At 55.5% G+C, this 19,034-nt stretch carries 22 protein-coding genes and 1 pseudogene (1 of these 23 running past the window's edge); all 23 read left to right on the top strand.

Going from position 1 to position 19,034, the window contains the following annotated elements; genetic code table 11:
• Window positions 1–19 precede the first annotated feature (19 nt).
• Window positions 20–628, top strand: a complete 609-nt coding sequence (gene tsf / locus GTN70_12540; protein NIO17783.1) for a translation elongation factor Ts — start codon at window positions 20–22, stop codon at window positions 626–628.
• Between the two features lie 46 nt (window positions 629–674).
• Window positions 675–1,391, top strand: coding sequence for a UMP kinase (locus GTN70_12535; protein ID NIO17782.1), 717 nt, complete (start codon window positions 675–677; stop codon window positions 1,389–1,391).
• A gap of 4 nt (window positions 1,392–1,395) precedes the next feature.
• Window positions 1,396–1,947, top strand: coding sequence for a ribosome recycling factor (locus tag GTN70_12530; GenBank protein NIO17781.1), 552 nt, complete (start codon window positions 1,396–1,398; stop codon window positions 1,945–1,947).
• Window positions 1,948–2,031: 84 nt separating this feature from the next.
• Window positions 2,032–2,760, top strand: coding sequence for an isoprenyl transferase (locus GTN70_12525; GenBank protein ID NIO17780.1), 729 nt, complete (start codon window positions 2,032–2,034; stop codon window positions 2,758–2,760).
• Between the two features lie 4 nt (window positions 2,761–2,764).
• Window positions 2,765–3,556 (top strand): hypothetical protein, encoded by a 792-nt coding sequence (locus GTN70_12520; protein NIO17779.1) that lies wholly within the window; start codon window positions 2,765–2,767, stop codon window positions 3,554–3,556.
• Between the two features lie 7 nt (window positions 3,557–3,563).
• Window positions 3,564–4,742 (top strand): 1-deoxy-D-xylulose-5-phosphate reductoisomerase, encoded by a 1,179-nt coding sequence (locus tag GTN70_12515; protein ID NIO17778.1) that lies wholly within the window; start codon window positions 3,564–3,566, stop codon window positions 4,740–4,742.
• Window positions 4,743–4,745: 3 nt separating this feature from the next.
• Window positions 4,746–5,810, top strand: a complete 1,065-nt coding sequence (gene rseP / locus GTN70_12510; GenBank protein NIO17777.1) for an RIP metalloprotease RseP — start codon at window positions 4,746–4,748, stop codon at window positions 5,808–5,810.
• Window positions 5,807–6,523 carry a tRNA (adenosine(37)-N6)-threonylcarbamoyltransferase complex dimerization subunit type 1 TsaB gene (gene tsaB, locus GTN70_12505; GenBank protein NIO17776.1) on the top strand — a complete coding sequence of 239 codons (717 nt, stop codon included), beginning with the start codon at window positions 5,807–5,809 and terminating at the stop codon, window positions 6,521–6,523. The genes rseP and tsaB overlap by 4 nt, the downstream gene beginning before the upstream one ends.
• Complete coding sequence (locus GTN70_12500; GenBank protein ID NIO17775.1) at window positions 6,520–6,750, top strand: DUF465 domain-containing protein; 231 nt, start codon at window positions 6,520–6,522, stop codon at window positions 6,748–6,750. Before tsaB ends, GTN70_12500 begins: the two co-directional genes overlap by 4 nt.
• Before the next feature lie 42 nt (window positions 6,751–6,792).
• Window positions 6,793–8,457 (top strand): dihydroxy-acid dehydratase, encoded by a 1,665-nt coding sequence (gene ilvD / locus GTN70_12495; GenBank protein NIO17774.1) that lies wholly within the window; start codon window positions 6,793–6,795, stop codon window positions 8,455–8,457.
• A gap of 2 nt (window positions 8,458–8,459) precedes the next feature.
• Entirely contained in the window at window positions 8,460–10,166 is a 1,707-nt protein-coding gene (gene ilvB, locus GTN70_12490) for a biosynthetic-type acetolactate synthase large subunit (GenBank protein ID NIO17773.1), read from the top strand.
• Between the two features lie 19 nt (window positions 10,167–10,185).
• On the top strand, window positions 10,186–10,725 hold the full coding sequence (gene ilvN, locus GTN70_12485; protein ID NIO17772.1) for an acetolactate synthase small subunit: 540 nt from the start codon (window positions 10,186–10,188) through the stop codon (window positions 10,723–10,725).
• Window positions 10,703–11,719: a ketol-acid reductoisomerase gene (gene ilvC / locus GTN70_12480; protein NIO17771.1), complete on the top strand. Its 1,017-nt coding sequence runs from the start codon at window positions 10,703–10,705 to the stop codon at window positions 11,717–11,719. The genes ilvN and ilvC overlap by 23 nt, the downstream gene beginning before the upstream one ends.
• Before the next feature lie 20 nt (window positions 11,720–11,739).
• Entirely contained in the window at window positions 11,740–12,363 is a 624-nt protein-coding gene (locus GTN70_12475; protein ID NIO17770.1) for a phosphatidylserine decarboxylase family protein, read from the top strand.
• Window positions 12,360–13,172, top strand: a complete 813-nt coding sequence (pssA, locus tag GTN70_12470) for a CDP-diacylglycerol--serine O-phosphatidyltransferase (protein ID NIO17769.1) — start codon at window positions 12,360–12,362, stop codon at window positions 13,170–13,172. The genes GTN70_12475 and pssA overlap by 4 nt, the downstream gene beginning before the upstream one ends.
• The gene (gene leuC, locus GTN70_12465) at window positions 13,153–14,415 is read left to right on the top strand and encodes a 3-isopropylmalate dehydratase large subunit (GenBank protein ID NIO17768.1); all 1,263 of its coding nucleotides are present in this window, start codon (window positions 13,153–13,155) and stop codon (window positions 14,413–14,415) included. Before pssA ends, leuC begins: the two co-directional genes overlap by 20 nt.
• Window positions 14,416–14,492: 77 nt before the next feature.
• On the top strand, window positions 14,493–14,993 hold the full coding sequence (gene leuD, locus GTN70_12460; GenBank protein ID NIO17767.1) for a 3-isopropylmalate dehydratase small subunit: 501 nt from the start codon (window positions 14,493–14,495) through the stop codon (window positions 14,991–14,993).
• Entirely contained in the window at window positions 14,990–16,075 is a 1,086-nt protein-coding gene (gene leuB, locus GTN70_12455; GenBank protein ID NIO17766.1) for a 3-isopropylmalate dehydrogenase, read from the top strand. Before leuD ends, leuB begins: the two co-directional genes overlap by 4 nt.
• Before the next feature lie 38 nt (window positions 16,076–16,113).
• Complete coding sequence (locus GTN70_12450) at window positions 16,114–17,130, top strand: aspartate-semialdehyde dehydrogenase (protein ID NIO17765.1); 1,017 nt, start codon at window positions 16,114–16,116, stop codon at window positions 17,128–17,130.
• A gap of 13 nt (window positions 17,131–17,143) precedes the next feature.
• Window positions 17,144–17,941: a tRNA pseudouridine(38-40) synthase TruA gene (gene truA / locus GTN70_12445; protein NIO17764.1), complete on the top strand. Its 798-nt coding sequence runs from the start codon at window positions 17,144–17,146 to the stop codon at window positions 17,939–17,941.
• 50 nt (window positions 17,942–17,991) lie between these two features.
• Window positions 17,992–18,423 carry a 50S ribosomal protein L13 gene (gene rplM / locus GTN70_12440; protein ID NIO17763.1) on the top strand — a complete coding sequence of 144 codons (432 nt, stop codon included), beginning with the start codon at window positions 17,992–17,994 and terminating at the stop codon, window positions 18,421–18,423.
• Window positions 18,424–18,436: 13 nt separating this feature from the next.
• Window positions 18,437–18,835, top strand: a complete 399-nt coding sequence (gene rpsI / locus GTN70_12435; protein ID NIO17762.1) for a 30S ribosomal protein S9 — start codon at window positions 18,437–18,439, stop codon at window positions 18,833–18,835.
• A gap of 81 nt (window positions 18,836–18,916) precedes the next feature.
• Window positions 18,917–19,034 (top strand): annotated as a pseudogene (locus GTN70_12430) (N-acetyl-gamma-glutamyl-phosphate reductase) (it continues 869 nt past the right edge of the window).

The raw sequence follows: 19,034 nt of genomic DNA, 5'->3' as shown, positions 1-19,034 counted from the left end.
GCATAGGGAGGTTTTTACCATGTCGATTACCCCACACATGATAAAGGAGTTGCGCGAGAAGACGGGAGCGGGAATTATGGATTGCAAGGAGGCGCTCGTCGAGGCAGAGGGGGACGCCGAAAAGGCACTGGACCACTTGAGGAAGAAGGGGCTGGCCCACGCAGCGAAGAAGGCCTCGAGGGTTGCCAGCGAGGGCCTCGTAGAGTCGTACATACATGGGGGAGGAAAAATCGGTGTGCTCGTGGAAGTTAACTGCGAAACCGATTTCGTGGCGAAAACAGAAGAGTTCCGGGAACTTGCCAGAAATATATGCATGCAGGTTGCGGCATCGAACCCCCAGTGCGTGTCGATCGAGGATGTTCCCGAGGCCGTGATACAGAAGGAGAGGGAGATATACCGGGAGCAGGCACTGGATTCGGGGAAACCCCAGAAGGTAATCGAGAAGATCGTCGAGGGGAAGCTCGGCAAGTTCTACGAGGAAGCGTGCCTCCTCGAACAGGATTACATCAGGGATCCCGAAAAGAAGGTCAGGGATGTGGTGGCAGACGCTGTTGCCAAGTTCGGGGAAAACATCGTGGTCAGGAGGTTTGAGCGCTTTGTCCTCGGTGATGGGACAAAGCAGGCATAAAAGTTTGGCCGGCCGGTCATCGGAAGGAGGTTAGACGAAAAAGGCGATGGGATTTCCGTACAAGAGAATCCTGCTGAAGCTGAGTGGAGAGGCCCTCATGGGCAAGCTCGATTCCGGCATCGACTCCGATGTCCTCGGATTGGTGGCAAATGAAGTCAAGGCGGTCATAGAGCTCGGAATACAGGTCGCGCTCGTGGTGGGGGGTGGAAATATCCTCAGAGGTACGGTTACGGCCCAGGATTACGGCATCGACAGGACGAGTGCCGATTATATGGGTATGCTCGCAACGGTGATCAACAGCATCGCCCTCCAGGAAGTGCTCGAATCCAAGGGTGTTCACACGAGGGTCCAGTCTGCCATCGAACTCAGGCAGATTGCCGAGCCCTACATCAGGAGGAGGGCAATCAGACATCTCGAGAAGGGCAGGGTCGTCATATTTGCGGCAGGTACCGGCAACCCTTATTTCACCACCGACACGGCGGCAGCGCTCAGGGCGATGGAGATCAGCGCCGATGCGATATTCAAGGCTACAAAGGTTGACGGTGTGTACGATGCAGACCCCAATGAGTACCCCGATGCAAAGCGGTACGAGAAGCTGACCTACTTCGACGTTCTGAGCAAAAGCCTGAAGGTCATGGATTCCACCGCCATCTCCCTCTGCATGGACAACAAACTTCCCGTGGTCGTCTTCAATCTCATGGAGAACGGAAACATTCTCCGGGCCGTCAGGGGGGAGAAAATCGGGACGATAGTCAGGGAGTAGAGAAATGGACTGGAAAGACGAGATGAACCGGAAAATGGGAAAAAGGATCGAAGTTTTCCAAAAGGAGCTCGGGAAGGTCAGGACCGGCAGAGCATCTCTTGCGATACTCGATGGAATTAAAGTTTCCTATTACGGGGAGCAGACTCCGCTGAACCAGGTGGCGACACTCACCGTGCCGGAAAGCAGGCTGATAGTAGTTCAGCCCTGGGATGCCCAGATGATACCGGTGATCGAAAAGGCGATCACGTCGAGCAACCTGGGTCTCAACCCGGTGAATGACGGCAAGATAATCCGGATCCAGATTCCCGTGCTTACCGAGGAGAGAAGGATCGATCTGGTTAAGACGGTGAAGAAGATGACGGAAGAGGCGCGGGTTGCCATCAGGAACATCAGGCGGGAATACATGGAAGTTGTCAAGAGCATGGAAAAGAACAAGGAGATTTCCGAGGACGACCTCAAGCGGAGCCAGGAGGAGATTCAGAAAGATACGGACAGAAACATCCGCGACATAGAAGAAATTTTCAAGGGTAAAGAGAAGGAGATACGCGAAATATAGATATCTTTCTCCGGGATCTTCGGAGACGGGGGCTTTTGACCTGCACGGGGAAAGCCCTCTGTTTTTTTAGGGGGCGATGAGATGATGACTCTGCTGCAAGTGCCCAGGCACGTGGCGGTAATCATGGATGGCAACGGTCGATGGGCGGAAATGAAAAAAATGCCCCGCGTATTCGGCCACAGGGCGGGCATGAAGTCGGTGAGAAGGGCTGTTGAGTATGCCCATCAGAATAAAATTCAATACCTCACCCTCTTCGCCTTTTCCATGGAAAACTGGGGGAGACCCAGGGATGAAGTGGATGCTCTCATGAACCTGTTGAAGGAGTATATCGACAGGGAGCTGTCTGAGATGGTCTCAAAAGGGATAAGGCTCAACGTTATCGGCAACCGGGATATGATCCCCGGCCACGTACAGGAGAGAATCGACTACGCCCTCGCAGAAACCGGGGAAAACGACGGCCTCGTCCTCACCCTTGCCCTTTCCTACTCCGGAAGGGACGAGATCGTAAGGGCGGTTCAAAAAATTTTGGACGAGGGGAGGCACGAAAAAGGGGCAGAGCTTCTGGACGAAAATGAATTCGGACGCTTTCTCGACACGTCCGGAATTCCCGATCCCGATCTCCTCATAAGGACCAGCGGGGAGATCAGGATCAGCAATTTCATGCTCTGGCAACTTGCCTACACGGAGATCTATATCACCGATAAGCTGTGGCCTCAATTCACGAAAAAGGACTTTGACCGTGCCATACGGGAATTTTCAAGGAGGAAAAGACGATTCGGATTGACACGCGAACAGGTCGATGCGTCTCCGTGATGCCATGCTCCTGAAGAGAATCGCGACAGCAAGCATCCTGATTCCCCTCGCGGCGGGAGCGGTATACTATCTGCCGCACAGGGCGTTTGTCCTGTTCCTGGTTCTCGTGGCATTTCTCTGCAGCATGGAGTTTTCCTCCATGTTCTTCGTAAAAGGCCCGATATCACTCATAGCGTTCCCCCTTACCGTGGCGGGATCCGTTTTCTTTGGCTGCGCAAACAACGGCGAAAACCTGGCTATGCCCGTTCTCGCCGGCTTGATTATCTTCTCTTTTCTATCCCTTTTTACCACGGATGAACCGGGAAAAAGACTCAGGTTCTTATCTGTCAGCATGTTCGGTTTCATGTACATTTATTTCTTCATCCCTTTTTTCAGCCTTCTCAGGGAACTCCCCCGGGGGTATCACCTCATATTCTTCATCGCCGTGACCGTTTACATCGGGGACACGGCGGCCTACTTTGTGGGGACCAGGTTCGGCAAGGTCAAGCTGGCGCCTTCCGTCTCACCGGGAAAGACCGTGGAGGGGGCCGTGGCGAGCACGCTATTTGGCACTTTGGCGGGGTTCCTCTACCTGCGCTTTTTTTACCGGCTGGACACACTTCTGCCCCACATACTGCTTCCCCTTATCGTTTCCACCGTCGGGCAGATCGGTGACTTGATCGAATCGCTCCTCAAGCGCGCGGCGGGGGTAAAGGATTCGGGAAACATCTTGCCCGGGCACGGCGGGGTTCTCGACAGGATCGACAGCATGCTGCTGAACGGGTTTGTCCTATTTTTCTTCTTGAAAGGGGTTTGAGAGAAAGGTGAAACGGGTAGCAATCCAGGGGTCAACGGGAAGCATCGGGATCTCCACCCTCGATGTCATTGCGCAAAACAGGGACCGCTTCGATGTCTACTCCCTCATCGCCGGGGGAAACATTTCGCTTCTCGCTGACCAGGCGCGAAGCTTCAACCCTGCCGTGGTGAGCGTAAAGGGAGAGCGGGAAGCGAGGGGCCTGAAGGAAATGCTCGGAGAAGGCCCTCCGGCAATTGTCTGGGGCGAGAATGGCATAGAAAGGGCATCCCTCTCCGGCGGGGTGGACATTGTCGTGGCCGGCGCGACGGGGATCATCTGCCTGGAGTCGATAGCGAAGGCAGCCGGGATGGGGAAGAGGATAGCCCTGGCAAACAAGGAGCTTCTCGTGGCCGGAGGAAACATCATCATGCAGGAGGCGGCACGGTCGGGGGCGGAAGTCATACCGGTCGACAGCGAGCACTCTGCAATTTTTCAGGCCCTTTCCGGTCACCGGAAGGAGTTTGTGAAGCGGCTGATACTCTGCGCTTCGGGCGGGCCGTTCTTTTTTGACCGGGAAAAGGATCTATCGTCGGTGACCGTCGATGAGGCACTCGATCATCCCGTCTGGCGGATGGGGTCCAAGATCAGCGTCGATTCGGCAACGGCGATGAACAAGGGATATGAAATAATCGAGGCGATGCACCTGTTTGGCATTTCTCCCGACAGGATCGAAGTCATCATTCACCCCCAATCGATTGTTCACTCGATGGTTGAGTTCTCCGATGGTTCCATAATTGCCCAGCTCGGCGTGCCCGACATGAGGATACCGATAGGGTATGCCCTGGCATACCCTGAACGGCTAGAACTCGACCTGTCGGTGAACATATGGGAATCCATGAACGATTTGAGTTTTTACCGCCCCGACCTCGAAAGGTTCCCCTCCCTTGCGCTCGCTATCCACGTGGCCAAAAAGGGCGGAATCCTGCCTGCCGTCATGAGCACGGCAAATGACGTGGCCGTGGAGCACTTCGTCGAAGGGAGGATCAAGTTTACCCACATTTACCGCGTCACGGAGCGGGTCGTTTCAGCTTTCGAGCGGGCCGCCGAAACGGAATCTGCTGACACCATATCAAACATTAGAGAAACGATTGCACGCGCGAAAGACCTAGCTGTTACAATATTAAAAGAAGAAGAGAGGAAAAACTGAAGATTGGTTTACATCTTTTCCTTTATAGTCGTTCTCGGCATCCTGATATTTGTTCATGAATTCGGCCATTTCATTGTGGCAAGAAAGCTCGGCATCGGTGTTCTGAAATTCTCTCTCGGTTTTGGACCGAAGCTTTTCGGGTTCGAAAGAGGGGGTACCGAGTATCTCGTTTCTGCCGTTCCTCTGGGGGGATACGTCAAGCTTCTCGGCGAATCTCCCGATGAGCCGATAGCCCCGGAGGATGTGTCCCGGTCTTTCTCCCACAGCCCTTCCGGCACCAAGCTCATGGTGGTTGCGGCCGGCCCTCTGTTCAATATCGTATTCTCTGCCTTCGTCTTCTGGATAGTCTTCATGACCGGCGTTCCTGTCCTGAAGCCGATTATCGGCGATGTGGTGAAGGATTCGCCGGCTTTCCACGCCGGTGTCGAAAAAGATGACGTCATCGTTTCGATCAACGAGAGGCCCATGAACAGGTGGGAGGATATCGCTGGAGTGATCAAGGAGTTCGGGGCGGAGAATCCCCTCAGGGTCGTCATCAACCGGGGCAGCAGGAATGTGAACCTGGTTTTGCGGGCCGAGGAGAGGGAGGTAAAGAACATATTCGGGGAGCCGGTGAGAGAACCGAAAATAGGAATAATAGCCAAAGGTGATTATTTCATAAAGCATTACAATCCCTTTTCCGCCCTCTTTCTCGGTATCAAGGAAACGGGGAGGATGGTCTACCTCACCGTTGTAACCATCGTGAAGCTGATAGAAAGGGTAATCCCCGCGGACACGCTCGGCGGCCCCATCCTCATAGCGCAGATCGCCGGAGATCAGGCCAAGCAGGGAATGGCTCCCTTTTTCTATTTCCTGGCGTTACTTTCCGTCAACCTGGGCATTCTCAACCTTCTCCCGATTCCGATTCTCGACGGCGGGCACATTCTGATTTTTTCGCTCGAGGCGATTACGGGAAAAACCTTGAGCATGAAGGTAAAGGGTATCGTACAGCAGATAGGGCTCGTGATCATAATCACCCTCACCATTCTTGTTTTTTACAACGATATAGCGAGAATTCTTACGAAATGAGCGGTGACCTGCTTCGTAAAGGTCTCTATCTCGGCATCGAGCCAACAGACCCTCCCGGCAGCATCGCTCTGGGAATTGATGGCCGTGTTCTGTCTTTTCGATCTCAGCCCCGGGAAAGACAATTTTCCGAGGTTTTCCTTCCCCTCCTCGATGAGATGCTTAACGAGGCAGAAAGCGGTAGGTCGGATATCCGGGGGGTGGTCATCTGCTCCGGACCGGGCTCTTTCACGGGTATCCGCGTGGGATTTTCCTTCGCCTTCGGGATCGCTCAGGCAATGAATGTCAGAATTTTTCCCGTGCCGACACTCGATGTCATGGCCTATCGGGCGCCCGCCGGGTATGACCTTGTCGTTCCCGCTCTCGATGCGAGGAAGGGGGAGGTTTACACGGCTCTGTACCGCAGGGAGGAGCAGGGTATATCCCGGCTGAGCGATTATATTTCAATTACTCCCGAAAATCTGGTATATAAAACTGTATCCCAGAACAGCTTTGTCTACGGGCCGGGGTACGTTCGTTACAGAGGGGTATTCAATCGGGGGGGTATCGGTCCATATCCCGGAGAGGAAGACACAGCCGATGCCCTGAGCGCAAGGGCGCTTCTGGAGTATTTTTACTCCGCCGATTCTATTGCGGGGCTCGGTCCCGAAGATGCCCAGCCCATTTACGTCCGGCCATCGGAGGCAGAGCTGAAATATAGCAGGAGGGAAAAATGACGGTAAGGGATCAAAGTATCATCGAAATTCTCGCTAGGAAAGATGGTGATTTCAAAAAGCTCGTCGATGAGCACCGGGAACTTGACAGAAAAATTCAGGAACTCGACACGAGAGTCTACCTTCTGCCCGAAGAGGAGGTGGAACGAAAGAAGCTGAGCAAGATCAAGCTCTCGAAAAAGGATAAAATCGCCAAGATCGTATCTGATTACAAGAAAAAGCTCAGTTAAGTGTATAATTATTAGTTCAAACCGACAAACGGAGAGAAATGCATGAGGAGCCGTAAAATCAAGGAGGGTCTCGAGCGGATGCCCACCAGGGCGCTCATCTGTTCCACGGGAGTTCCCCGGAACGAGATGAACAAGCCATTTGTCGGCGTCGCTTCTTCCTTTACAGACCTGATTCCCGGTCACGTGGGCATGAGGACCCTGGAAAGGCATATCGAAAACGGTGTGTGGGCGGGAGGTGGTGTGCCCTTTATCTTCGGCATTCCGGGAATCTGTGACGGAATTGCCATGGGGCACGTGGGAATGCACTACTCACTGCCCTCGAGGGAGCTCATAGCGGATATGGTCGAGACCATCACGGAAGCCCACGCGCTCGATGCGCTGGTCCTCCTTACCAACTGCGACAAGATCACGCCGGGCATGCTCATGGCTGCGGCGAGGCTGAACATCCCCTCCGTCGTCATCACGGCGGGTCCCATGCTGACAGGGAGGATGGGGGAGAGGAGATTGTCCCTGGTTTCGGATACGTTCGAGGCGATAGGCAGGTACAAGGCGGGCGAGATACAGGATGACGAACTTCACTATCTCGAGGGGGAAGCGTGCCCCGGGGAGGGTTCCTGCCAGGGGCTCTACACGGCGAATACCATGTCGTGCCTGACCGAGGCGATGGGCATGTCTCTCCCGGGGTGTGCCTCGGCTCTCGCAGGGATGGCAAAGAAGAAACAGATTGCTTTCGAAACGGGAAGGGCGATCATGCGGCTCGTCAACGAAGGGCTGCGGCCGCGGGACATCATCACAAAAGAGGCGCTGGAGAATGCTATTCGGGTGGATATGGCCCTTGGCGGGTCCACCAACAGCGTCCTCCATCTCCTGGCCATCGCGAACGAGGCCGGTGTTGACATTCCACTCGACACGTTCGACAGGCTTTCGAGGGAGACGCCGCAGCTTGCCAGTGTCAGCCCGGCGGGCGTGCATTTCATGGAGGATATCGAGTTTGCGGGAGGGATCCCTGCCGTTTTGTTGCGCCTCTTGCCGCTCGTCAAGCCCAGCAAGACCGTCGGCGACATCGACATCGTCGATGTGGCGAAGAGCGCGAAAGTATACTCGGACGAGGTGATACGGCCTCTTGACAACCCCATACGGAGTGAAGGGGGCATTGCGGTGCTCTGGGGCAACCTTGCACCGGATGGCGCCGTTGTCAAGCAGTCGGGTGTCGACGAAAAGGTGTTTACCTTTACCGGCAGGGCCATATGCTTCGATTCCGAGGACGAGGCAATCGAGAAGATCCTGGCGGGCGAAATTCCAGAGAACTCGGTCGTGGTGATCCGGTACGAGGGCCCGAGAGGGGGGCCGGGTATGCGGGAGATGCTGGGCCCCACATCGGCGCTGATCGGCATGGGGCTTGGCGAGAAGGTTGCCCTGCTCACGGATGGAAGGTTCTCGGGGGGTACGAGAGGCCCCTGCATCGGCCACATCTCCCCTGAGGCAATGGAAGGTGGTCCTATTGCCGTTGTCCGTGACGGGGATGAGATTACCATGGACATAAAGGCGAGAAAACTGGAGGTCAGGGTCTCGGACGAGGAGCTGTCGGTGCGGCTCAAGAGTTTCAACCCGCCCCCGCCAAAGGTAAAGAAGGGGTATCTCGCCCGGTACGCAAAAGTCGTGAAGTCGGCAAACACCGGCGCGATCTGTAATGAATTCATCGAGTAAGAATGGAGGAGAAAGTGAGATTAACTGGGGCTGAAATTTTTGTCAGAACGCTCATCGATATGGGGGTGGACACCATCTTCGGGTATCCCGGCGGTGCGGTCATCAATATCTACGACACCCTCTTCAACAACACGTCGATACGGCACTACCTGGTCAGGCACGAGCAGGCCGCCGTTCACGCTGCCGACGGGTATGCGAGAATAGCGGGAAAGCCCGGTGTATGTCTCGTTACGTCTGGCCCCGGTGCCACGAACACCGTTACCGGGATGGCCACGGCTTACATGGATTCGATCCCTCTCGTGGTATTTACCGGCCAGGTGCCCACGCTCCTTATCGGGAACGATGCCTTCCAGGAAGCAGACATCGTGGGAATCTCGAGACCCTGCACGAAATACAACTACCTGGTCAAGGACGTGAATGACCTGGCAAGGATAATCAAGGAGGCCTTTCACATCGCATCGAGCGGGCGCCCGGGGCCCGTTCTCGTCGACCTTCCGAAGGATGTGCTGACTGCGTCAACTGAATACGTCTTCCCCAAGGAGCTCAAGCTTCGCGGTTACAACCCGAACTACAAGGGCCACCCGAAACAGATAGAGAAAGCGGTGGACCTGGTGTTCAACTCACGGAGGCCGATCATATACGCGGGCGGCGGGGTGATACTCGGCGATGGCGCTAAATACCTGACCGAGCTGGCCGACCTTCTCGGTGTGCCGGTAGCGCTGACCCTCATGGGCCTTGGCGGCTATCCCGCCTCGGGAGAGAACTTCCTGGGCATGCTGGGTATGCACGGAACCTATGCGGCAAACATGACGATCACGAACAGCGACCTCATCATCGCCATCGGAGCCCGGTTCGACGACAGGGTGACGGGGAAAGTAGACGAGTTTGCACCCCTTGCGAAGATAATTCACATCGATATCGACCCCACATCGATCAAAAAGAACGTTCACGTCGACATACCCATCGTCGGGGACGTGAAGGACTGCCTGAAAAAGATGATCAATATCGTGAAGGGCAAAAAGGAAGTGAAGGAGTACAGGCGCAAAATACGGCCCTGGAAGAGCCAGGTCGAAAAGTGGGACGCCGACCACCCCCTGAAGTACAAGGAGAGCAAGTCCCAGATCAAACCGCAATATGTGGTGGAGCTGATATACGAGAAGACTGCAGGAAAAGCGATCATTACGACGGAGGTCGGGCAGAACCAGATGTGGGCGGCCCAATTCTACAGATTCGACAAGCCGAGGACCTTTTTGACCTCGGGCGGCCTGGGTACGATGGGCTACGGTTTCCCTGCGGCTATCGGTGCCCAGGTGGCCAAACCCGACATGCTCGTCATTGATATCGCGGGAGATGGCTCGATTCAGATGAACATCCAGGAGCTCGCCACGGCCGTGCAGTATAAGCTGCCGGTCAAGATTGCCATTCTCAACAACGGAAGCCTCGGCATGGTGAGGCAGTGGCAGGAACTGTTCTTCGATGGGAAGTACTCCCAGACATGCCTGCCATCCTATCCGAATTTCGTCAAGATCGCAGAGGCGTACGGCGCCCTCGGCCTGCGTGCAACGAAACCGTCCCAGGTAGAGGATGTGGTGGAAAAGGCCATAAAGCATCCCGGCCCCGTGGTCATGGATTTCGTCGTCGACCCCCAGGAAATGGTCTACCCCATGGTTCCGGCGGGGGCTCCTATCTCAAAGATGCTTCTCGTGTAGGGTCACAAGGGAGGATTTCATGAAACACACAATATCTGTTCTCGTGGAGAACGAATTCGGGGTCTTGGCGAGGGTTGCGACTCTGTTCAGCGGGAGGGGGTTCAACATCGAGAGCCTGTGCGTCGCTGAAACGATGGACCCAACGGCATCGAGGATAACCCTGGTAACCAGCGGAAACGAGCAGATTATCGAGCAGATACTCAAGCAGCTGAACAAGCTCGTGTGCGTGATAAAAGTCGTAGACATGACGATGGGCGACTTCGTGGACAGGGAACTGATTCTCGTGAAAGTCGCTGCCCAGGAGAGCACGAAGGCCGAGATCCTGCGGCTCGTGGACATCTTCAGAGGGAAGATCGTGGACGTGAGCCCGAACACATACACAATAGAGGCAACGGGTGACGACGGAAAGATAAACGCAATTATCGAAATGCTCCGGCCCCTCGGCATAGAGGAGATCGCGAGGACAGGGAAGGTTGCCATGTCAAGAGGAGCTCTCACGTTGAAGGAGTCGAAAAAAATACGTCAGGGGGTGGAAAATGGAGGTCTACTACGATCGTGACGCAAAGCCCGAAGTCCTCAAGGGGAAAAAGATAGCCATTATCGGGTATGGGAGCCAGGGTCACGCTCATGCCAATAATTTGAGAGACAGTGGACATGACGTCCTTGTGGGTGAAAAGAAGGGCGCCCCGGTCTGGATGAAGGCCGAGGATGCGGGTTTCAAGGTTTTCGATGCCGCCGAGGCAGCATCCCAGGGGGACATCGTCATGCTCCTGGTTCCCGACGAGCTGATGGGAGACCTCTACAGGGAGGAGGTAGCGGGGAACCTCAAGGAGGGCGCGTATCTGGGTTTTGCCCACGGTTTCAACATCCACTTCAAGGAGATCGTTCCGTCGGAAAATACCAACGTCTTCATGGTGGCACCGAAGGGGCCGGGCCACCTCGTTCGTCACCAGTACAAGCTGAAACAGGGTGTGCCGACTCTTATCGCGGTGCATCAGGATCCCTCCGGGGATACCAAGGACATCGCCCTTGCATACGCCTGCGGAATCGGTTCCGGAAGTGCAGGGATCATTGAAACGTCGTTTCGGGAAGAAACGGAAACCGATCTTTTCGGGGAGCAGGTGGTCCTCTGCGGCGGGATAACGGCCCTCGTGCAGACGGCCTTTGACGTGCTCGTCGATGCGGGTTATTCTCCCGAGATGGCATACTTCGAGTGCATGCACGAGCTGAAACTGATAGTCGACCTGCTCTACGAGGGCGGCATAACGAACATGCGCTACTCCGTGAGCAATACCGCGCAGTATGGTGACCTGACGAGGGGACCGAGAGTAATCGGTGACCGGGTGAAGGAAGAGATGGTGAGGATACTCGGTGAGGTCCAGAGCGGTGCCTTCGCAAAGGAATGGATAAGCGAAAACCGGGCGGGAAAACCGGTATTCAACGCGCTGACGAAGAAAGGGGAGGAACATCCCATAGAGCAGGTGGGTGTGAAGCTGAGAGGGATGATGCCCTGGCTGCAAAAAGAGAAACTGGTGGACAAGAGCAAGAATTAGCCGCGCGGGGCGGTCGTGCTATGGCAAAAGAGGGCATACCATTCATACTCGCATTCGTGATCGCGGCAGTGGTCGTGAGATTGTTGATTCCGGGAAGCAAGTCGATACCCGTCCTCCTCATCTTCCTGGCTGCATTCACGGCATATTTTTTCCGGGACCCCGAAAGAACCGTGCCGGACCGTCCGAACGTCGTTATCTCCCCGGCCGATGGAAAAGTGGTCTATGTGGGAGAGGGCGAAAAGGGGCACTACTTCGAGGGACCGGCGAAAAAGGTCAGTATATTCATGTCCATTTTAGACGTTCACGTCAACAGGTCACCCGTGTCGGGGGTGGTAAGAGAGATCATTTACAACAGGGGGAAGTTTTTTAATGCGAACTCGGACAAGGCATCCCTTTCCAACGAGCAGAACTGGGTGATCATGGAGAAGAGTTCACAGAAAATCGCATTTGTCCAGATAGCGGGTCTGGTGGCAAGGAGGATTGTGTGTAAAATCGCGAAGGGGCAGTCGCTCGATATGGGCCAGAAAGTCGGCCTGATCATGTTCGGCTCCCGTATCGACCTCTACCTCCCCCAGAGCGCCGAGGTCACCGTGACCCCCGGCATGAAGGTGAGGGCGGGCGAGTCCGTTATAGGTGAGTTATGAAGAGGAAGAAGAGAAAGAGAAGAGAGGATGCACAGCTGAAGGGCATCTACATTCTCCCGAACCTGGTGACCAGTCTCGGCCTCTTTGCAGGGTTTTATTCCCTCATTGCCACTTACGGCGGCCAGTTCAAAAAGGCCGCGATAGCAATAATAGTGGCCGTCGTCATGGACGGCCTCGACGGGACAATCGCGAGGGCAACGAGGACCACTTCCAGATTCGGGATCGAATACGACTCTCTGGCGGATCTCGTGTCGTTCGGGGTTGCGCCTGGATTCCTCATCTACGCCTGGGCTCTGAGCCCTTATGGGAGGATAGGATGGCTTGCCTCGTTCCTCTATGTGGTGTGCGGGGCTCTCAGGCTTGCGCGCTTCAACATTCAGGTAGATACCCTTGAAAGGAAGACGTTCAACGGCCTTCCCATCCCGGGGGCAGCGACTCTCGTGGCATCGATGATACTCCTTTTCAATTACCTGGGAGGAATGGGAACGTACCGCCATATTGCCGTTGTTATCGCGATATACATCCTTGCGTTCCTCATGGTTTCAAACATAAAGTACAGCAGCCTGAAAGACCTGGAAATTTTCAGAAAGAAGCCTTTCAACACCCTGGTGGCTTTTGTTCTCCTTCTGATTCTCCTTCTTTCGGAGCCCGAGGTCTTGATTTTTTCCTCCGCCCTCATATACATCGTGTCGGGTCCCGCGCTGTATGCGTTTCAGTTCGTGAGGGGTAAAAGGGTGACGTCAGTCGACAAGATGGGCCAATTAGACAAAGAGAAGGAGATCAGCAGGGATGGGGATGACACTCACTGAAAAGATTATCGCCGCTCATGCCGGCCTTGAGAGGGTGGAGCCGGGGCAGCTCGTTCTTGCCGGGGTCGACCTTGCCCTCGGCAACGACATTACGAGCCCGATTGCGATCAAGCAGTTCGAATCCGCCGGCATCGAGGAAGTTTTCGATGCAGGAAAGGTGGCTCTCGTCCCAGACCACTTTACCCCCAACAAAGACATCAAGTCTGCAGAACAGGTAAAGATGATGAGGGATTTTTCGCGCAAGTTCCGTATCGAGAACTTTTTCGATATCGGCGAAATGGGAATCGAGCACGTCCTTTTGCCCGACAGGGGGCTCGTGGTGCCGGGAGACCTCGTAATAGGCGCCGACAGCCATACATGCACCTATGGTGCCCTCTGCGCTTTTTCTTCGGGGGTGGGAAGCACGGACCTTGCAGCGGCAATGATGAGCGGTGAGGTCTGGCTCAAGGTTCCCGAATCGATCCTTTTCCTGCTGGAGGGGAAACCGGGGAGATGGGTCGAGGGCAAGGATATCATCCTGTACATCATCGGTGACATCGGGGTGGACGGGGCCCTGTACCGGTCGATGGAGTATGGTGGCTCCGGGCTTTCACATCTGACAATGGCCTGGCGCTTCACGATGGCAAACATGGCGATCGAAGCCGGGGCGAAGAACGGGATTTTTCCCTTCGACGGGATAACGAGAGAATACGCGGAAAAGCATGCAAAGAGAGCTTTCAGAGTTTTTGAAGCCGACGCAAACGCCCGTTATGTTGATGTGAAAACGTACGACCTTTCAACGTTGGAGCCGCAGGTGGCCTTTCCCCACCTGCCTGAGAATACCCGGCCGATTTCCTCCGTCGGCAACATCGAGATAGATCAGGTCGTGATAGGTTCCTGCACCAACGGCAGGATAGAAGACCTGAGGTCGGCGGCAGAGGTGTTGAGAGGGAAAAGAGTGAACGGAAACCTGAGGATGATCGTCATCCCTGCCACGCAGGAGATATACCTTCAGGCATTGCGGGAGGGGCTGATCGAGCTGTTTGTTTCTGCCGGAGGCGTCGTGTCGACGCCGACCTGCGGTCCCTGCCTTGGAGGCCACATGGGAGTGCTGGCAGAGGGCGAGAGGGCTGTTGCCACGACGAACAGAAATTTCGTCGGAAGAATGGGACATCCGGGAAGCGAGGTCTACCTCGCAAACCCCGCTGTCGCTGCTGCATCTGCAGTAGCCGGAAGAATAGCCGGTCCGGATGAAGTTCTCTGAGTGATTCTGTGACGTGCCGGCAGGACCCCCGATCTGGCTGAGCTGCCAATTAACACAGGGTTTTGTGGAGAAAAAGGATGAAAATCGAAGGTAGAGTATGGAAATTCGGTGACGACGTGGACACGGACGTGATCATACCGGCACGTTACCTGAACACTTCGGATCCCGCGGAACTGGCAAGGCACTGCATGGAAGATCTCGATCCCGAGTTCAGCGGGAAGGTTTCTGCAGGAGACATCATCGTCGCCGGCAAGAATTTCGGCTGCGGGTCCTCGAGAGAGCATGCTCCCATAGCGATCAAGGGGGCCGGGGTTTCAGCCGTCGTTGCGCGCTCCTTCGCGAGAATTTTCTATCGAAACTCCTTCAATATGGGGCTTCCCATCTTCGAGGCACCCGAAGCGGCCGAGAGGGTAAATGAGGGAGATGAGCTCATGATTGACATGGAGGCAGGAACCATTACGAATAGAACGACGGGGGATGCTTTCACGGTTGAACCTGTCCCCCGGTTCATGCGGGAGCTCATCGATGCCGGAGGCCTCATGGAATACATGAAGGGAAGGGTCAAAAGGAGCGGGTGATGCCGAAGATAGCCGTGTTTCCCGGTGATGGGATAGGCCCGGAAGTGGTCAGGGAAGCAATGAGGGTGCTGGTGAAAGTGGGGGAGACGGAGGGAATGTCCTTCGAATTCGAGGAGGAGCTTCTCGGGGGAGCATCCATCGACGTGCATGGAGTCCCCATGACCCAGGCTGCCCTGAAAATAGCACGGGACTCCGATGCGGTCCTTTTGGGCGCCGTGGGAGGGCCGAAGTGGGATGAGCTCGATTTTGAGATACGGCCCGAGAGGGCGCTTTTGGCCCTCAGAAAAGAGCTCAACCTCTTCGCAAATTTACGGCCGGCGAAGATATTCATGCCCCTGATCGATGCGTCGACGATCAAGGAGGAGATCATCAGGGATGTGGACATCATGGTCGTCCGGGAATTGACGGGGGGAATCTACTTTGGCGAGCCCCGCGGCGTGACAAAGACCGAGAACGGGGAGGAGGTCGGCGTAAATACCCTGGTGTATACGAGAACCGAGATAGAGAGGGTCGGCAGGGTTGCCTTCGAAATCGCGCGAAAGAGATCGGGGAGGCTCACCTCGGTGGATAAATCGAACGTGCTCGAGAGCACCGAACTCTGGCGAAAGGTCATGACCGGTCTCGGCGCCGAGTATCCCGATGTCGAGCTCAACCACCTCCTCGTGGATAACTGCGCCATGCAGCTGGTCCGGTATCCCCGGCAGTTCGATGTGATCGTCACCACCAACATGTTCGGCGATATCCTCAGCGATGAGGCTGCCATGCTGACGGGTTCCATCGGAATGCTTCCCTCCGCTTCCATAGGGGGAGATACGGGGCTCTATGAGCCGGTCCACGGTTCGGCTCCCGACATTGCGGGACAAAACATCGCCAATCCCCTGGCCACCATTCTGTCCTGCGCGATGATGTTCAGGTATTCCTTTCACATGGACGACGCTGCAGGGAAAATTGAGGATGCCGTCGTCGCCGTGCTGGAGCATGGATTCAGGACCGCCGATATAAGGAGCGCCGGTTGCACGGTTCTTTCGTGCAGCGACATGGGTGACAGGGTCATCGATGAACTGGAGTCGGTCCATCGCTGATTTTTTCATGGGGAACATAACCAAGAGAGGTGCCGAAAATGAGCGGAAAAAGCTTCAACGTGGCCGTTGCAGGAGCAACGGGAGCTGTGGGTCTCGTCATGCTGGAGATACTGGAAGAGAGGGGTTTCCCGGTAAAGAACATCAGGCTTCTCGCCTCGGCAAGGTCGGTGGGCAAGCGCCTTCGCTTCAGGGGTGAGGACATACCCGTTGAGGAGCTCGACGAACACGCCTTCGCCGGCGTGGATATCGCCCTCTTCTCGGCGGGTGCGTCGAGGAGCAGGGAATTCGCGCCGCATGCCGTAACAGCTGGCGCCGTGGTGGTCGACAACAGCTCTGCCTTCCGCATGGAGGACCACGTTCCCCTCGTGGTGCCTGAAATCAACGGCGATACCATCGGAAACCACCGGGGAATCATAGCAAACCCGAATTGCACGACCATCATCGGGGTGATGCCCCTGAAGCCCCTTCATGATTACGGGAGGGTCAAGAGAGTCGTCGCTTCTTCCTACCAGGCCGTGTCGGGCGCGGGGGCGAAAGCGATGGAAGAGCTCAAGAACCAGGTCAACGATTACGTCCACGGCAGAGACCTGGTCACGGAGGTGTTTCCAAAGCAGATATCCTTCAATCTCATTCCCAGAATAGATGAGGTGCAGGACAACTACTACACGAGGGAAGAGATGAAAATGGTGAAAGAGACGCGAAAAATTATGGGGAATGAAAAAATAGCGATAACCTGCACGACGGTGAGGGTCCCCGTGTTTCGCGCCCATGCGATATCTGCCAATGTGGAGACGGAGAAAAAGATTACCCGGGAAAAAGCGAAGGAGCTCATCGGTAACTTCCCCGGATGCGCGGTCATGGACGACCCGGGAAACGATGTCTACCCGACCCCCATATTTACCACCGGGAGGGATGACTGCTACGTGGGTCGTATACGTGAGGATGAGTCGATCGAAAACGGTCTGAACTACTGGGTCGTCGGCGATCAGCTCCGGAAGGGTGCCGCGCTGAACGCTGTGCAGATAGCGGAAACCCTCGCGGCGAAGTTCATGTAGCGTAAGGGGTCAGATGAGAAACATTCTTCTCCTTTTGTCCTATGACGGAAAGGGGTTCAGCGGATTTCAGCTGCAGAAAAGAAGGGTGTCGATCCAGGGTGTCCTTCAGGAGCGCCTGCGCGAACTGACCGGTGAAGAAGTGCGGGTGGTTTCATCAGGGCGCACGGATGCCGGTGTCCATGCCGTGTCCCAGGTGGTGAATTTTGCCACCTCGAGCAGCCTGGGCCCCGACGCGTTTCTCCGCGCCCTGAACTCACGCCTGCCGACGAGCATACGGGTTCGGGAATCACGGGAGGTATCCCCTGAGTTTAACGCACGCAAGGGTGCTGCCAGGAAAATCTACGGCTACGTCATACACAACGGCCCGGTTCTGCCTCCCTTCTATGACGGGTACGCGTGGCACCTGCCCGCCCCCCCGATCGATGTGGCGCGGCTGGCCCGCATCGGTGCGCAACTCGAGGGCGAGCACGACTTTCGGGCATTCATGGGAAGCGGGTCCCAGGTAACACGCACCGTCAGGAGGATCGAAAAGGCCGGCGTGGCGCGCACCAGGGAATTCGTCGTCATAACCTTTGCGGGAAACGGGTTCCTGAAGAACATGGTGAGAAACATGGTGGGGACCATGGTGGACTTCTATCGGGGGAAGGGAAAGAAGGAGAGTTTAAGGGAGGTCATCCGGTCGAAGGATAGAAAGCAGGCCGGAAGATGCGCTCCCGGGTGCGGCCTCTACCTGCTGGGCGTGGATTATCCGGGACTCTCTTTCCGCGGCGAACTTCCATTTATTCTTGACTTCGGAAGCGTTGTATACTAAATTTTTATATTTGTTTATTTGACTGGTTTTTCGAGACGAGGGGTAAAGGGATGACGAAAACCTACTACGCCAAATCCGGCGAGGTCGAGCGAAAATGGTACCTGATCGACGCCGAGGACAAAGTTCTTGGGCGCTTGGCCTCGCGGATCGCGGTGATACTCCGGGGTAAGCACAAGCCTCAGTTCACGGCCCATACCGACACGGGGGACTTTGTAATCGTGATCAACGCCGAGAAGGTCAGGCTGACAGGAAAGAAGATCGATGACAAGGTATATTACCGGCACAGCGGATTTCCGGGAGGCATCAAATCCATAAACGCGAGAAGCCTTTTGAAGCGGTTTCCCGAGAGAATGATCGAGTACGCCGTGTGGGGAATGCTTCCGAAGAACAGCCTCGGGAGGAAGCAGTACAACAAACTCAAGGTTTACAGGGGGCCGAAACATCCTCATGAGGCCCAGAAGCCGGAGTTGCTGGAAACCTGACGGGAGTTGAAAAATGATGGCCGAGTTCAAATACTTCTACGGCACGGGAAAAAGGAAAACGGCTGTTGCGCGGGTCTTCATGAAACCGGGCACCGGCCTTATTACCGTGAACAAAAGGGAGTTTGAGAGTTACTTCCCCGTGCTTCCCCTGCAGAAAGTAGTGCTTTCTTCGCTCGAAACCACGGGAAACGAGGGGAAGTTCGACATCAAAGTGAATCTCAAAGGTGGCGGCAAGAGCGCACAGGCGGAGGCGGTCAATTTCGGCATCGCAAAGGCGCTTCTGGCCTGGCAGCCGGATCTGCGGGGCCTGCTGAAGAAGGAGGGTTTTCTCACGAGAGATTCGCGTGTCAAGGAGAGAAAGAAATATGGAAGGCCCGGGGCCAGGAAACGATTCCAATTCTCCAAGAGGTAATATGGTATTCACCACACGAAGCCTTTCAAAGGGGAAGGGGAATCCTTCCCCTTTTTTTGTTTCTGCCCCGGGGAGGAATAGATGGTCACGGTAGGTGTCTTTGGGGGGACGGGATATACGGGAATCGAGCTGATTGGGATTCTTGCGCGCCATGGCGGGGTAACGGTAAGTGCCGTTACGAGCGAGCAGCACGCCGGCA

It is taken from the genome of Deltaproteobacteria bacterium (genome assembly GCA_011773515.1).
Lineage (GTDB): Bacteria > Desulfobacterota > Deferrimicrobia > J040 > J040 > WVXK01.
Note: the sequence above shows the minus strand (reverse complement) of the source record. Positions and strands in the feature narration are given on the sequence as shown.

Coding starts and splice junctions, on each gene's coding strand:
- tsf (NIO17783.1), top strand. CDS start 20: ATGTCGATTACCCCACACATGATAAAGGAGTTGCGCGAGAAGACGGGA.
- GTN70_12535 (NIO17782.1), top strand. CDS start 675: ATGGGATTTCCGTACAAGAGAATCCTGCTGAAGCTGAGTGGAGAGGCC.
- GTN70_12530 (NIO17781.1), top strand. CDS start 1,396: ATGGACTGGAAAGACGAGATGAACCGGAAAATGGGAAAAAGGATCGAA.
- GTN70_12525 (NIO17780.1), top strand. CDS start 2,032: ATGACTCTGCTGCAAGTGCCCAGGCACGTGGCGGTAATCATGGATGGC.
- GTN70_12520 (NIO17779.1), top strand. CDS start 2,765: ATGCTCCTGAAGAGAATCGCGACAGCAAGCATCCTGATTCCCCTCGCG.
- tsaB (NIO17776.1), top strand. CDS start 5,807: ATGAGCGGTGACCTGCTTCGTAAAGGTCTCTATCTCGGCATCGAGCCA.
- GTN70_12500 (NIO17775.1), top strand. CDS start 6,520: ATGACGGTAAGGGATCAAAGTATCATCGAAATTCTCGCTAGGAAAGAT.
- ilvD (NIO17774.1), top strand. CDS start 6,793: ATGAGGAGCCGTAAAATCAAGGAGGGTCTCGAGCGGATGCCCACCAGG.
- ilvB (NIO17773.1), top strand. CDS start 8,460: ATGGAGGAGAAAGTGAGATTAACTGGGGCTGAAATTTTTGTCAGAACG.
- ilvN (NIO17772.1), top strand. CDS start 10,186: ATGAAACACACAATATCTGTTCTCGTGGAGAACGAATTCGGGGTCTTG.
- ilvC (NIO17771.1), top strand. CDS start 10,703: ATGGAGGTCTACTACGATCGTGACGCAAAGCCCGAAGTCCTCAAGGGG.
- GTN70_12475 (NIO17770.1), top strand. CDS start 11,740: ATGGCAAAAGAGGGCATACCATTCATACTCGCATTCGTGATCGCGGCA.
- pssA (NIO17769.1), top strand. CDS start 12,360: ATGAAGAGGAAGAAGAGAAAGAGAAGAGAGGATGCACAGCTGAAGGGC.
- leuC (NIO17768.1), top strand. CDS start 13,153: ATGGGGATGACACTCACTGAAAAGATTATCGCCGCTCATGCCGGCCTT.
- leuD (NIO17767.1), top strand. CDS start 14,493: ATGAAAATCGAAGGTAGAGTATGGAAATTCGGTGACGACGTGGACACG.
- GTN70_12450 (NIO17765.1), top strand. CDS start 16,114: ATGAGCGGAAAAAGCTTCAACGTGGCCGTTGCAGGAGCAACGGGAGCT.
- truA (NIO17764.1), top strand. CDS start 17,144: ATGAGAAACATTCTTCTCCTTTTGTCCTATGACGGAAAGGGGTTCAGC.
- rplM (NIO17763.1), top strand. CDS start 17,992: ATGACGAAAACCTACTACGCCAAATCCGGCGAGGTCGAGCGAAAATGG.
- rpsI (NIO17762.1), top strand. CDS start 18,437: ATGATGGCCGAGTTCAAATACTTCTACGGCACGGGAAAAAGGAAAACG.